16 protein-coding genes are annotated in these 12,836 nt (G+C 73.1%); all 16 read left to right on the top strand.

Annotation, left to right across the window (positions count from 1 at the left end):
- Positions 1–475 (top strand): flagellar hook-length control protein FliK (locus ABQ292_RS24080; RefSeq protein WP_369210242.1); only part of this gene is annotated, 475 nt, incomplete at its 5' end.
- Positions 476–487: 12 nt separating this feature from the next.
- Complete coding sequence (locus tag ABQ292_RS24075; RefSeq protein ID WP_369210241.1) at positions 488–907, top strand: flagellar hook assembly protein FlgD; 420 nt, start codon at positions 488–490, stop codon at positions 905–907.
- 37 nt (positions 908–944) lie between these two features.
- Positions 945–2,186 carry a flagellar hook protein FlgE gene (locus ABQ292_RS24070; protein WP_369210240.1) on the top strand — a complete coding sequence of 414 codons (1,242 nt, stop codon included), beginning with the start codon at positions 945–947 and terminating at the stop codon, positions 2,184–2,186.
- A gap of 379 nt (positions 2,187–2,565) precedes the next feature.
- A complete protein-coding gene (locus ABQ292_RS24065) occupies positions 2,566–2,850 on the top strand; it encodes a flagellar FlbD family protein (protein WP_369210239.1) in 285 nt (94 codons plus the stop codon).
- Between the two features lie 3 nt (positions 2,851–2,853).
- Positions 2,854–3,624 (top strand): motility protein A, encoded by a 771-nt coding sequence (locus ABQ292_RS24060; RefSeq protein ID WP_369210238.1) that lies wholly within the window; start codon positions 2,854–2,856, stop codon positions 3,622–3,624.
- Entirely contained in the window at positions 3,621–4,526 is a 906-nt protein-coding gene (locus ABQ292_RS24055) for a flagellar motor protein MotB (protein ID WP_369210237.1), read from the top strand. The genes ABQ292_RS24060 and ABQ292_RS24055 overlap by 4 nt, the downstream gene beginning before the upstream one ends.
- Positions 4,523–5,002: a flagellar basal body-associated FliL family protein gene (locus tag ABQ292_RS24050; protein WP_369210236.1), complete on the top strand. Its 480-nt coding sequence runs from the start codon at positions 4,523–4,525 to the stop codon at positions 5,000–5,002. The genes ABQ292_RS24055 and ABQ292_RS24050 overlap by 4 nt, the downstream gene beginning before the upstream one ends.
- A gap of 161 nt (positions 5,003–5,163) precedes the next feature.
- Positions 5,164–6,135 carry a flagellar motor switch protein FliM gene (locus ABQ292_RS24045; RefSeq protein WP_369210235.1) on the top strand — a complete coding sequence of 324 codons (972 nt, stop codon included), beginning with the start codon at positions 5,164–5,166 and terminating at the stop codon, positions 6,133–6,135.
- Positions 6,132–6,890, top strand: a complete 759-nt coding sequence (fliN, locus tag ABQ292_RS24040) for a flagellar motor switch protein FliN (RefSeq protein WP_369210234.1) — start codon at positions 6,132–6,134, stop codon at positions 6,888–6,890. Before ABQ292_RS24045 ends, fliN begins: the two co-directional genes overlap by 4 nt.
- A 5-nt stretch (positions 6,891–6,895) precedes the next feature.
- Positions 6,896–7,303, top strand: coding sequence for a FliO/MopB family protein (locus tag ABQ292_RS24035; protein WP_369210243.1), 408 nt, complete (start codon positions 6,896–6,898; stop codon positions 7,301–7,303).
- Positions 7,303–8,136, top strand: a complete 834-nt coding sequence (fliP, locus tag ABQ292_RS24030; RefSeq protein ID WP_369210233.1) for a flagellar type III secretion system pore protein FliP — start codon at positions 7,303–7,305, stop codon at positions 8,134–8,136. Before ABQ292_RS24035 ends, fliP begins: the two co-directional genes overlap by 1 nt.
- A 73-nt stretch (positions 8,137–8,209) precedes the next feature.
- A complete protein-coding gene (gene fliQ / locus ABQ292_RS24025; RefSeq protein ID WP_204692999.1) occupies positions 8,210–8,485 on the top strand; it encodes a flagellar biosynthesis protein FliQ in 276 nt (91 codons plus the stop codon).
- 5 nt (positions 8,486–8,490) lie between these two features.
- Positions 8,491–9,255: a flagellar biosynthetic protein FliR gene (fliR, locus tag ABQ292_RS24020; protein WP_369210232.1), complete on the top strand. Its 765-nt coding sequence runs from the start codon at positions 8,491–8,493 to the stop codon at positions 9,253–9,255.
- Positions 9,256–9,259: 4 nt separating this feature from the next.
- Positions 9,260–10,408: an EscU/YscU/HrcU family type III secretion system export apparatus switch protein gene (locus ABQ292_RS24015; protein ID WP_369210231.1), complete on the top strand. Its 1,149-nt coding sequence runs from the start codon at positions 9,260–9,262 to the stop codon at positions 10,406–10,408.
- A gap of 136 nt (positions 10,409–10,544) precedes the next feature.
- A complete protein-coding gene (gene flhA, locus ABQ292_RS24010) occupies positions 10,545–12,575 on the top strand; it encodes a flagellar biosynthesis protein FlhA (protein ID WP_369210230.1) in 2,031 nt (676 codons plus the stop codon).
- Between the two features lie 55 nt (positions 12,576–12,630).
- On the top strand, positions 12,631–12,836 hold a 206-nt coding region (locus tag ABQ292_RS24005; RefSeq protein WP_369210229.1), incomplete at its 3' end, for a hypothetical protein.

The raw sequence follows: 12,836 nt of genomic DNA, 5'->3' as shown, positions 1-12,836 counted from the left end.
CGCCCCGCCGGTCGCCGGCCAGGTCGCCCCCGCCGTCGCCACGCTGGCCTCCGGTCCCGACGGCACGCACACGATGACGCTGGTGCTCACGCCCGAGACGCTCGGCCAGGTCGAGGTCCGGGTCACCGTCACCGCGGGCACCCTGGACCTCTCCCTGCGCGGCGCCTCCGAGCACGGCCGCGCCGCGCTGCTCGACGCCCTGCCCGACCTGCGCCGCGACCTGGAGGGCGCCGGCCTGACCTGCTCGCGGCTGCAGGTCGACCGCGACCCGGCCGGCTCGGCGCAGTCGCAGGCGCAGCAGGCCTGGCAGCAGGCCCAGCAGCAGGGCGGCGACCGCTCCGGCGCTCAGCCCCGGGACCAGGGCCAGCCCGACGACCGCGCCCGCCCGTGGCAACGCGGTACCGACCCCGACGGGAGCCGACCGGCTGCCGCCGCCATCCACCCCGCGTCGAGCGGCCTCGACGTCCGGGCCTGAGAGGAGCCGACGATGACCGACCCCGTGGGCGGTGTGGGCAGCACCCCGGCCTCGTACACCGCCACGACCTCGGTGGACCGCAGCGACCAGATGGGCAAGGACACGTTCCTGCAGCTCCTGGTCGCCCAGATGCGCTACCAGGACCCGGGCAACCCCACGAGCACGACCGAGTTCATGTCGCAGACGGCGACGTTCACGCAGGTCGAGAAGCTCGAGGAGATCGCCTCGCAGAACGCCTCGCTGCTGTCCCTGCAGCGCTCCCTGTCCGCGGGGGCGCTGGTCGGCCACACCGTCAGCTGGACCGCCGAGGACGGCACCACCCGGACCGGGTCGGTCTCCTCCGTCCGCTTCAGCGGCGACGAGCCCACCGCGGTCGTCGCGGGCGCCGAGGTGCCCCTCGGCCGGCTCACCGAGATCTCGCTGCCCTCCTGATGCAAGGCCCTCCGACCTCCTCCTGAAAGGCCTCCCCGTGCTCCGTTCCATGTTCTCGGCCATCTCCGGCCTGCGCGCCCACCAGACCAAGCTCGACGTCACCGGCAACAACATCGCCAACGTCAACACCGTCGGCTACAAGTCGAGCCAGACCGTCTTCGAGGACACCCTGTCCCAGGTCATCCGCAACGGCTCGGCGCCGACCGACCAGACCGGTGGCACCAACCCCGCGCAGGTCGGCCTCGGCGTCAAGGTCGCCGGCATCACGACGAACTTCGGCCAGGGCTCCACGCAGAACACCGGCCGCGCCACCGACTTCATGATCAGCGGCGACGGCTTCTTCGTGACGCGGTCGGGCAACGAGTCGCTGTACACCCGCGCGGGGTCCTTCGACTACGACGGCCTCGGCAACCTGGTCACCCCCGACGGCGCGCAGCTGCAGGGCTGGATGGCCCAGGACGGCGTCGTCTCCACCAACGGCGCGATCGGCCCGCTGACCATCCCGTTCGGCCAGGTCATGGCCCCGGCCCGGACCCGGGAGGGGACGGTCGTCGGCAACCTGTCGACGTCGGCCACGGCCGCGGACCCGCTCGCCACCCCGCCGGTCACGGCCACCTCGGTGCAGACGCAGATCACCGCCTACGACTCGCTGGGCACCGCCCACCAGATCGCGCTGACGTTCACCAAGGCCGGCGCCAACCAGTGGGACGTGGCCGCCAGCGAGGGCGGCGTGGCCATCGGGGCGCCCCAGCGCATGACCTTCAGCCCGTCGACCGGCCTGCCCCTGACCGGCACCACGTTCAGCGTCCCGGTCGGCGGGGCCAACTGGCCGGGCGGCGGCATCGCCATCGACCTCAACGGGATGACCGAGTTCGGCGGCAAGACGTCGCTGACCCCGGACGACGTCGACGGCAACGCCATGGGCACGCTGCAGTCGATCTCGCTGAGCAACGACGGCACGATCGTGGGCGTCTACTCGAACAGCCTGCGCGAGCCGATCGGCAAGCTGGCGCTGGCCACCTTCGCCAACCCCAGCGGCCTGTCCAAGGCCGGCAGCACCAGCTACCGGGTGGGCGACAACTCCGGCCAGGCGGTCATCGGCGAGGCCGGCACCGGTGGCCGCGGCTCGCTGACCGCGGGCGCGCTGGAGATGTCCAACGTCGACCTCGCCGAGGAGTTCACCGGCCTGATCGTCGCCCAGCGCGGTTTCCAGGCCAACAGCCGCGTCATCACCAGCTCCGACGAGATCCTGCAGGACCTGGTCAACCTCAAGCGCTGAGAGAGGACGTCCTCGGCGCGGGCCTCCGCGCGGGGGCCGGTTCCAGCACGTCGCCACGCCGCGGCCCGGCACCCGCTCACGCGGGGTGCCGGGCCGCGTCGCGTCGTCCCCTCCCGGCGCCGGCGCTGCCGGTGTTCCTCGCCCGTTGCCGGTCCTGCAGCACCGGCAGTGCACGAGGAACACCGGCAGTGCACGACGGAGGCGCCTCCCCGACCCGGGACGCGTGTGACGTGCGGGAACGCGGTGCCGGGTCACTCGCGCGGGGGATGCGGCGGGGCCGGTTCGGCTCAAGCAGCGTGCGCGCAGGGCCGATGGTCCCTGCAACCGGCACCGCACCACCGCGGCCGCCTCCCGTCCCACCGAGCCAGAGGACCGACCCGTGATCCGTGTGACGCGCCTGAACGGGGAGCACTTCGCGCTCAACCCCGACCTCATCGAGCGGGTCGAGGGCCACCCCGACACCGTGCTGTTCCTCGTCGACGGCACCAAGTACATCGTCTCCGAGCACGTCGACGACGTCCTCGACGAGATCCGCGAGTACCGCGCGAGCATCCTCGCCACCGCCTACGCGATGGACCGCGGCACGTACCGCACCCCGGTCCAGCCCGGCGACGACGCCCCGCGCGCGTCGGTGGTCCCCTTCCCCGCCCGCGAGGAGCGCTGACCCGTGGACCCCGCCACCCTCATCGGGTTCGTCGTCTCGATGGTCGCCCTGCTGATCTTCATGGTCATGGAGGGCGCCGACCCGACGTCGCTGCTCTTCCTCCCCGCCATCATCCTGGTCATCGTCGCCACCTTCGGCGCGGCGATGTCCGGGCAGACGATGGGCGACCTCAAGAAGATGCCCGGCTGGTTCAAGCTGGCCCTCACGCCGGCCAAGGTGCCGCCGGCGACCGAGCAGATCGCGACCCTGGTGAGCCTCGCGGAGAAGGCCCGCAAGGAGGGGCTGCTGGCGCTGGAGGGCCAGGTCAAGACGATCGAGGACCCGTTCCTCAAGCGCGGCCTGCAGATGGGCATCGACGGCACCGACCCCGAGGACCTGCGCGCCGTCCTGGAGAGCGAGATCGCCGCCCGGAAGGCGGAGGACAAGGTCGCCGCCAAGTTCATGACCACGATGGGCGGCTACGCGCCGACCATCGGCATCGTCGGCTGCATCGTCGGCCTGATGAACGTGATGGGGAACCTCAGCAACCCGGAGGCGCTGGGCCCCATGATCGCGGCGGCGTTCGTGGCCACGCTGTGGGGCGTCATGGCCGCCAACTTCTGGTTCCTGCCGATGGGCGCCAAGATCATGCGGGTCAGCGAGCTGCAGGCCGCGCAGATGGAGCTGCTGGTCGAGGGCATCGCCGAGATCCAGGCCGGCACCAGCCCGCGCGCCGTCCGGCTCAAGCTGAACTCCCTGATCCCGCCCAGTGAGGTCGCCAAGGAGGCCGCATGAGCTCCGGCGGCCACGGCGGCCGCCGCCGCGGCAAGAAGCACGAGGAGGAGGAGCACGAGAACCACGAGCGGTGGCTGGTGTCCTACGCGGACATGATGACGCTGCTGCTCGTCCTCTTCGTGGTGCTCTTCGCCATGAGCCAGGTCGACAAGGAGAAGTTCGCCGCCCTGGCCAGCGGGCTCTCGGAGGCCTTCGGCGCCCCCGTCAGCGCGATGCAGGGATCGGCGAGCAACCCCGAGGCCTCGGTCCTGGACTCCCTGGACGCCGCCGTCGACGTGCAGATCCCGCCGGCCCCGGCCGCCGAGGAGTCGATCGACGCCGCCGCCGCCGAGGCCGCCCGGCAGGAGGCCCAGCGGGTCGCCGCGGAGGCGCAGGCGGAGTACGACGAGCTGGCCGCGGCCCGCGACGCGATCGACGCCGCGCTCGCCGCCGCCGGGTACGCCGACACGGCCCGCTACGAGATCGACGAGCGGGGCCTGGTCGTGCACATCGTGTCCGACCCGGTCCTCTTCGGTCCCGAGGAGGCCGACCTGCGGCCGCAGGGCCGCGACATCCTCGACGCCGTCGCCCCGACGCTGGCCGCGCTGCCCAACCGGCTGGGCATCGAGGGCCACGCCAACCACCTGCCGGTCACCCCCGGCGGGCAGTGGCCCTCGAACTGGGAGCTGTCGGCCTACCGGGCCACCACCGTCGTGCGGTACATGGCCGCCGCCGGCGTCCCGCAGGACCGCCTGTCCGGCACCGGCTACTCCGACACCCGCCCGCTGGTGCCGAAGACCGGCCCGGACGCCGTCTCCGTCAACCGCCGCGTCGACATCGTCGTGGTGTCGAACGCCTCCGCCGAGGCCACCGAGCTGCTGCCCGGCCTCGACGCACCCGCACAGGAAGGCACCCCCGAGTGAGCACCAAGAGCAAGGCCAGGGACAAGAACGCCGCCGACGGCGAGGAAGCCACGGGCGGCGGCAAGAAGAAGCTGCTCGTCATCCTGGCCGTCCTCCTGGTCGCGGCCGGCGCCGCCGCCTACTTCCTCCTCGTCGCCAGCAGCGGCGAGGCCGCGGCCGAGGAGCCGGTGGCCGGCGAGGTCGTCCCCCTCGAGCCGGTGACGGTCAACCTGGCCGGCGGCGGCTACCTCAAGATCGGCATCAGCCTGCAGACCACCGAGGACGCCGCCGCCGGCGGGCACGGCGCCGGCGGGGTCGACGGGTCCAAGGCCCTCGACATCGTCATCGCCACCTACTCGCAGGCCCAGCCGGCCGACGTCACCGGCGCGCGCGAGGCGCTCAAGGAGTCGCTCGAGCAGCAGATCGTCGAGGCCTACACCGACCACGACGTCAAGATGGTCATGGGCATCTACTTCACCGAGTACGTCACCCAGTAGCACCGGCCCACCGGCCCCACCGGACCACCCGGTGGGATCCGGCCCCACCCGCCACACCCCAGTGACACCCCGGCGCACCACGCGTCACACCCTCCCCGGCTGACCGGCGGCGCCTCGCGCCGCCGGTCAGTTCGCGTCCGGGGCCCGCCGATGAGGGGACCGTGACCCGCCCCGAGAACGCGACCGCGCCCAGCGGGCCCGGTCCGCAGTCGCCGGGCGTGGGCGGCCGCAGCCGGCGCGGTGCGCCCCGCACCTACGACTTCCGCCGCCCGACCAAGCTCTCCCGCGAGCACGTCCGCGTCCTGCAGATCGCACAGGAGGCCTTCGCCCGCCAGGCGACGACGGTCCTCACCACCCTGCTGCGCACCGGCGCCCGGCTGGAGCTGCTCGGCATCGAGCAGCACTCCTACGACGACTACGTCGCCACGCTGCCCAAGCCCTGCTTCCTGTCGACGTTCACCCTCGAGCCACTGGCCGGCAAGGGACTGCTGGCCTACCCGCTCGACATCGCGATGGCCTCCGTCGACCACATGCTCGGCGGCTCCGGCGCCGCCACGCAGCCCGAGCGGCCCATGACGGCGATGGAGACCACCATCACCGGGCAGCTGCTCACCCGGCTGCTGCAGGAGTTCACCGCGGCCTTCACCCACGTCGCCGACCTGCGGCCGGTCTCCGACGGGATCGAGTACGACCCCGCGCTGGCCCAGGCCGCGGCCGGCTCGGACACGGTGATGGTCGCCCGGTTCACCATGACGATCGGCAGCCGCGAGGGCGACGCCTCGCTCGTGCTGCCGTTCTCCTCCTTCGCCAACGCGCTCAACAGCGCCGCGTCCCCGCAGCTGTCGGAGTCGGCGCAGCGGGAGCGGCAGCGCGCCGCCGAGGCCCTGGCCGACCGGCTGGAGCTGGTGCCGGTCGACGTCAGCGTGCGGTTCACGCCGCTGGAGGTCTCCTCCGAGGACCTGCTCAGCCTCACCGTCGGTGACGTCCTGCTGCTGCGCCACCCGCGCGACGCCCCGCTCGAGGTCACCACCAACGACGTCACGTTCGCCCACGCGATCGCCAGCAACCACCGGCGTCGGCTGGCCGCCGCCATCGTCCCCACCCCGTCCGCCGCCGCGAAGGACCCCGCATGACCGCCACGCTCGACCCCACCCAGGCCCACTCGCAGGCGTCGGAGACCATCACCGCCGTCGTCGTCGCCGCCGCGCGCGCCGCGGCCGCCCTCGTCCCGGCCAGCACCGAGCTGGCGCCGGGCGCCGCGGTGACCGACCCCGACGCCGTCCCGCTGCCGCCGTCCGCGGCCGCCGCGGTCAGCGCCCGGCTCTCCGGCGAGGTCACCGGCGACGTCGTCCTCGTGCTCTCCGCCGAGGTCGTCGAGGCGCTGGACAACTCCCCCGTCGGCCCGATGGACGTGGCCACCGCGCTGCGCCCGGCGCTGGAGGCGGCCGCGGCCACCCTCGGCCGGGTCCGCGTGGACGCCGAGCGGACCGAGGACCCGGTGACCGCGCTCGACGGGCTGCGGGACAAGGGCATGTTCGTCGCCGTCCCGCTCGTCGCCGGCGACGACCACCAGGCGACCCTCGCGCTGCAGGTGACGCTGCCGACCGCGGCGCGCACCCAGCGCGGCAGCCTGGACCTGCTCCGGCACGTGGCCATGGAGGTCACCGTCGAGATCGGCCGCACCCGGATGACCGTGGGCGAGCTGCTGTCGCTGCACCCCGGCGAGGTCGTCGAGCTCGACCGCGCGGCCAGCGCCCCGGCCGACCTGCTGGTCAACGGCACGCTCATCGCCCGCGGCGAGGTCGTCGTCGTGGACGAGGACTTCGGCCTGCGGATCAGCGAGATCGTCACCGACGCCGCCACCGAGCTCGGGCAGGCCACGCCGTGACGTGGATGGTCATCCGGCTGCTGCTGTCGCTGGCGTTCGTCGGCGGCGTGCTGTGGTTCGCCGCGCGGCTGGCGCAGAAGCGGGGGCTCGGGCAGTCCGGCGGGATGGTCGACGTCGTCGCCCGCCAGCGCCTGGGCCGCACCAGCACCGTGAACGTGGTGCGCATCGCCGACCGCGTGCTGGTCGTCGGCGCCACCGAGGAGCAGGTCACCCTGCTCGCCGAGCTCGACGGCGACGTCGTGGAGGCGACGCTCGCCGAGCGCGCGGCTCCACCGACCGGTGAGGACGGCGAGCCCCTGCCGGCCGCCCGGCCCGGGGCACGGGTCGGCGGCGCGCTGGCCGGCTCGGTCCTCGACCGCAACGGCTGGGCCGGCTTCGTCACCCAGCTGCGCGACCGGACGGTCCGCCGCTGATGCGCCCCTCCCCGCCCGCCGCCGCCCGCGGCCTGCCCCGCCGGGTCGCCGTCCTGCTGCTGGCCCTGCTCGGCTGCGCCGTGGCCGGCGTGCTGCTGGCCGGGCCCGCCGCGGCCGCCCCCACCGCGCCCACGGCCCCGACCGCGCCCACGGCACCGGCCGTCCCCGCCGTCGACGGCGGCGTGGACATCTCGGTGGGCAGCGGCAGCCCGAGCACCTCGGTGACGCTGATCCTCGCCGTCACCGTGCTCTCGGTGGCGCCGTCGGTGCTGCTCCTGGCGACGTCGTTCACCAAGATCGCCGTCGTCCTGTCGCTGACCCGCAACGCGCTGGGGCTGCAGTCCTCCCCGCCCAACTCGGTGCTCACCGGCATCGCGCTGTTCCTGACCCTGTTCGTCATGGGCCCGGTCATCAGCGAGATCAACGAGGTCGCCGTCCAGCCCTACACGGACGGTGCGCTGAGCGCCTCGCAGGCCTACGACGTCGGCGTGGTCCCGCTGAAGGAGTTCATGCTCGACAACACCCGCGACGACGAGCTCCAGCTCATGGTCGGCCTGTCGGGTGAGGAGCAGCCCGAGGACCGGGCGGCGGTGAGCATGACGACGCTGGTGCCGGCGTTCGTGCTCTCCGAGCTCAAGAGCGCCTTCATCATCGGGCTGGTCGTGTTCATCCCGTTCCTGGTGCTCGACATGCTGGTCAGCGCCGCGCTCATGGCGATGGGCATGATGATGGTGCCGCCGTCGATCGTGTCGCTGCCGTTCAAGCTGCTGCTGTTCGTCGTCGTCGACGGCTGGGCGCTCATCACCACCGCGCTGGTGGGGAGCTACACGTGAGCGAGCTCGCGAGCTCACGCATGAGCACGGCAGCGCCGCGGACGACGGCGACGAGCGCCAGCGAGGAGTCGTCGTGAGCGACGCCGACGTCACCGAGATCGCCGTGCAGACCATGATGGTGGCCGCCAAGGTCGCCGCCCCGGTCCTGCTGACGGCGCTGCTGGTCGGCTTCCTGATCTCGCTGTTCCAGGCGGCGACCCAGATCCAGGAACCGACGCTGTCCTTCGTGCCGAAGATGATCGCGGTCGCCATCGCGCTGCTGGTCACGGGCAACTGGGTCCTCGCGGAGCTGGTCAGCTTCACCGAGACCCTGTTCGACTCGCTGCCGCGGCTGCTCGGGCGGACCTGACCGGCATGGACCTCGAGGTCCCGGCGGTCACCCTCGCGGCCCTGCTGCTGGCCACCGCCCGTGCGGCCGGCTTCGTCCTGCTGGCCCCGCCGTTCAACACCCGCGCCGTCCCGGCGCCGGTCAAGGGCGCCCTCGCGCTGGCCCTCGCGGTCGCGCTGGTCGACCGCGTCGCGCCCGGCCTGCCGGAGCCGACCACCGGCTTCCTCGTCGTCACGGCGGTCAGCGAGGTCGCGATCGGCGCGGCGCTGGGCTTCGTCGTCCAGCTGTTCTTCACCGCCGTCCAGTTCGCCGGCGAGCTGCTCGACGTCACCGGCGGCTTCACGCTGCAGCCGGCCTACGACCCGCTGGCGATGACGATGAACTCCGTCGTCGGCAAGCTGCACTCGCTGCTGGCGACGACGCTGCTGTTCACCAGCAGCGGGCACCTGCTCATCGTCCGCGGGTTCGCCACCTCCTACGAGGGGCTGCCGGTGTCCGGCGGGTACCCGGCCGAGGCCGTCGGCGAGGTGGTCATGACGGCGTTCTCGATGATGTTCCTGTCCGCGCTGCAGATCGCCGGACCCATGGTGGCGGTCCTGCTGCTGGCCGACGTCGCCCTGGCGCTGCTGTCGCGGGCCGCCCCGGCGCTGAACATCTTCGCGATCGGCTTCCCGGTCAAGATCATGCTGACCCTCGCCCTGCTCGGGCTGACCTTCCCGCTGCTGCCGCCGGCCCTCGACGCGCTGCTCGAGCAGGCCACCCGCGCGGTCATCGGCCTCCGGAGCGGGTGACGGCGTGGCCAAGGACGGCCCGGGTGGTGAGAAGACCGAGAAGCCCACTCCCAAGCGCATCAAGGAGGCGCGCAAGGAGGGGCAGATCCCGCGGACCCAGGAGCTGGGCACCTGGGCGGGGGTGGCGGTGGCCAGCGCGCTGCTGCCGATGCTGGTCGGCAACGCGTTCGACGCCGTCGGCCGGCTGTTCGTGCAGGTCGGCTCGGTGGCCGAGCACCCCGAGCCGGAGAAGGTCTCGGCGCTGCTCGGCGAGGCGCTGTCGGCGTTCCTCGGGACGCTGCTGCCCACCGCGATCGGCCTGATGCTCGTCGGCGCGCTCGCCTCGGCCGCCCAGGGCGGGGTCACCGTGTCGGCCAAGGGCATGAAGCCGACGCTGAAGAAGCTCAACCCGCTCCCGGGGATGAAGCGGATGTTCGGCACGCACGGTCTGTGGGAGGCGGTCAAGGCCGTCCTCAAGACCGCGGCGCTGGGCACGGTCGTCGTCGTCACCAGCGGGCGGGCGCAGGCGATGGTGTCGGCGTCGGGCGCGCTGCCGCTGTCGGCGGTGGTCGCCACCTTCGCCGACTCCGCCGTCCTCATGTTCCGCGTCGTCGCCGTGACCGGCCTGGTCATCGCGATCGCCGACTACGTGATCGTCCGCGTGCAGATCATGAAGAAGCTCAAGATGAGCAAGTACGAGATCCAGCAGGAGCACAAGCAGTCCGAGGGCGACCCGCACGTCAAGGCCCAGCGCCGCGCGGCCGCGCTGGCCATCTCGCGCAACCGGATGATGGCCGACGTCGCCACCGCCGACGTCCTGCTGGTCAACCCCACCCACGTCGCGGTGGCGCTCCGGTACGAGCCCGAGCGCGGCGCGCCCCGGGTGGTGGCCAAGGGCGCCGACGAGATCGCCGCGAAGCTGCGCGAGAAGGCCGCCGAGGCGCGGGTGCCGCTGGTGCAGGACGTCCCGCTGGCCCGGGCGCTGCACGCCTCCTGCGAGATCGGCCAGGAGGTGCCGCCCCAGCTGTTCACCACCGTGGCCCGGGTGCTCGCCTTCGTGATGCAGCTGGGCAACCGCGGGGTGCGCGGCGGCTTCCACCGGCCCGGCTTCGAGGCCCCCGACGTCGCCGGCCTGCCCCGGGCCGGACGCAGGCGGGCGCCGATCGCCTCCTGACCCCCCGCCGCACCGCACACCCCCGCCGACGGTGAGGGGTGTGCGGGTGCTGCCGTCCCCCGGGGCGGGTGTGACGGGTGGGTCGAGGGCGGTCGCCCTCCCCCGGGCGGCTGCCGATGGAGTGCCCGTGCGAGGGATGACGAAGGCAGCCGTGCCGATCGGCGTGGTCGCCATCGTCCTGATGCTGGTCGTGCCGCTGCCGGCCGCCGTGCTGGACATGCTGCTCGGCTTCAACATCACGGCGTCGCTGCTGATCCTGCTGGTCTCGATGCAGATCAAGCGCCCGCTGGACTTCGCCGTCTTCCCTTCGCTGATCCTCATCGCGACGCTGTTCCGGCTGGCGCTCAACGTCTCGTCCACCCGGCTGGTGCTGACCGACGGCTACGCCGGGAAGGTCATCGAGGCCTTCGGGCACTTCGTGATCGGCGGCTCGCTCGTCGTCGGCCTGGTGATCTTCGTGATCCTCACGATCATCCAGTTCGTCGTCATCACCAACGGTGCCGGGCGCGTGGCCGAGGTCGGCGCCCGCTTCACCCTCGACGCCATGCCCGGCAAGCAGATGGCCATCGACGCCGACCTCAACGCCGGGCTGATCAACGAGACGCAGGCCCGCAAGCGGCGCACCGAGGTCACCGCCGAGGCCGACTTCTACGGCTCGATGGACGGTGCGTCGAAGTTCGTCAAGGGCGACGCCATCGCCGGCATCATCGTCACGCTGATCAACCTCATCGGCGGCTTCGCGATCGGCGTCATGAGCAAGGGCATGGCCCCCGCCGACGCCGTCTCCACCTACTCGCTGCTGACCGTCGGCGACGGCCTGGTCTCCCAGATCCCGGCGCTGCTGCTGTCCACCGCGACCGGCATCATCGTCACCCGCTCGGCCACCGAGGGCGACATGGGCAGCGACCTGCTCGCCCAGCTCGGCCGGTTCAAGCAGCCGGTGCGCATCGCCGGTGGCGCGGCCCTGGCGCTGTGCCTCATCCCCGGCCTGCCGAAGCTGCCGTTCCTGGTCATCGGCGGGTTCTTCCTGGTCATGGCCTCGCGGATGAAGGAGGCCCTGCCCGAGGACGACGAGGCGGCCACCCCCGCCGCGGCCGACGAGCCGGCGCCGGACTCCCCCGAGGCGATCGCCGAGAAGATGAGGGTCGACCCGCTCGAGCTCGAGGTGGCCTTCGACCTGGTCGACCTCGTCGACACCTCCCGCGGCGGCGACCTGCTCGACCGGGTCAAGGCGCTGCGCCGGAAGGTCGCGATGGAGACCGGCCTGGTCATCCCGCTGGTCCGCACCCGCGACAACCTCGACCTGCCCGCGTCGCAGTACGTCATCTGGCTCAACGGCGTCCCGGCCGCGAAGGGCACCTCCCCCGCGGGCACCGTGCTGGCCATCGGCGACGCCCTCGACGGGCTGCCCGGCCGGCCCACCCGCGAGCCGGTGTTCGGCCTGCCCGCCAAGTGGGTGCCGGTCGAGCTGCAGCGGCAGGCGGAGATGGCCGGGGCGACCGTCGTCGACCGCTCCTCGGTCATCACCACCCACCTGGCCGAGGTGGTCCGGCAGAACGCCGCCGAGCTGCTCGGCCGCGAGGACGTCCGGCTCCTGGTGGAGATGGTCCGCCGCACCCACCCGGTCGTCGTCGAGGAGCTCACCCCCGCGCTGCTCACCCTCGGCGAGGTGCAGCGGGTGCTGCACGCGCTGCTGGCCGAGAACGTCTCCATCCGCGACCTGGTGCGCATCTTCGAGGCCCTCTCGGTCCGGGCGAAGGTGTCCACCGACGTCGACGGCCTGGTCGAGGCCGTGCGCGCGTCGCTCGGCTCGGCGATCAGCCACCCCTACGTCACGCCCGACGAGCGGCTGCACGTGCTCACGCTGGAGCCGGCCTTCGAGCAGCGCCTGCTCGAGGCGGTCCGGCAGAGCGACGGCGGCCAGGTGCTGGCCCTCGACGCCGGCTCGGTCGACGCGCTCGTCACCGGCTGCAGCGGGCTGCTCGAGGACGCCGAGAGCCACGGGCTGGCGCCCGTGCTCGTGTGCTCCCCCCAGGTCCGGGCCGCCCTGTCCCGCCTGATGCGCCAGGTCCTGCCCCGCCTTCCGGTGATCTCCTACTCGGAGGTCTCCCGGACGGCCCAGATCGAGTCACTGGGAGTGGTGAACGGTGCCGTTGCCATCCGTTGAGGCACCCACGCCGGAGGCGGCCGTCGCCGCGGCGCGTGAGCGGTACGGCTCCTCCGTGCGGATCACCGGCGTGCGCCGCATCCGCTCCGGCGGGGTGCTCGGCTTCTTCGCCACCGAGCGCTTCGTGGCCGAGGTGGAGGACGTCGAGCCGGCGGTCGCGCGCCGCGCCTCCCGGGAGCCCGCTCCGCTGTCGGAGTCGGCCCGCCGGATCGAGGCCGCGCTCAGCCGCGACGCCGGGCCGCTGTCCGACGACCCCGACGT

The organism is Geodermatophilus maliterrae, assembly GCF_041018925.1.
GTDB lineage: Bacteria > Actinomycetota > Actinomycetes > Mycobacteriales > Geodermatophilaceae > Geodermatophilus > Geodermatophilus maliterrae.
Note: the sequence above shows the minus strand (reverse complement) of the source record. Positions and strands in the feature narration are given on the sequence as shown.

Bases quoted from the DNA above. Each gene is read 5' to 3' on its own strand.
- ABQ292_RS24075 (WP_369210241.1), top strand. From the start codon at position 488: ATGACCGACCCCGTGGGCGGTGTGGGCAGCACCCCGGCCTCGTACACC.
- ABQ292_RS24055 (WP_369210237.1), top strand. From the start codon at position 3,621: ATGAGCTCCGGCGGCCACGGCGGCCGCCGCCGCGGCAAGAAGCACGAG.
- fliN (WP_369210234.1), top strand. From the start codon at position 6,132: ATGACCGCCACGCTCGACCCCACCCAGGCCCACTCGCAGGCGTCGGAG.
- ABQ292_RS24035 (WP_369210243.1), top strand. From the start codon at position 6,896: ATGGTCATCCGGCTGCTGCTGTCGCTGGCGTTCGTCGGCGGCGTGCTG.
- fliP (WP_369210233.1), top strand. From the start codon at position 7,303: ATGCGCCCCTCCCCGCCCGCCGCCGCCCGCGGCCTGCCCCGCCGGGTC.
- fliR (WP_369210232.1), top strand. From the start codon at position 8,491: ATGGACCTCGAGGTCCCGGCGGTCACCCTCGCGGCCCTGCTGCTGGCC.
- flhA (WP_369210230.1), top strand. From the start codon at position 10,545: ATGACGAAGGCAGCCGTGCCGATCGGCGTGGTCGCCATCGTCCTGATG.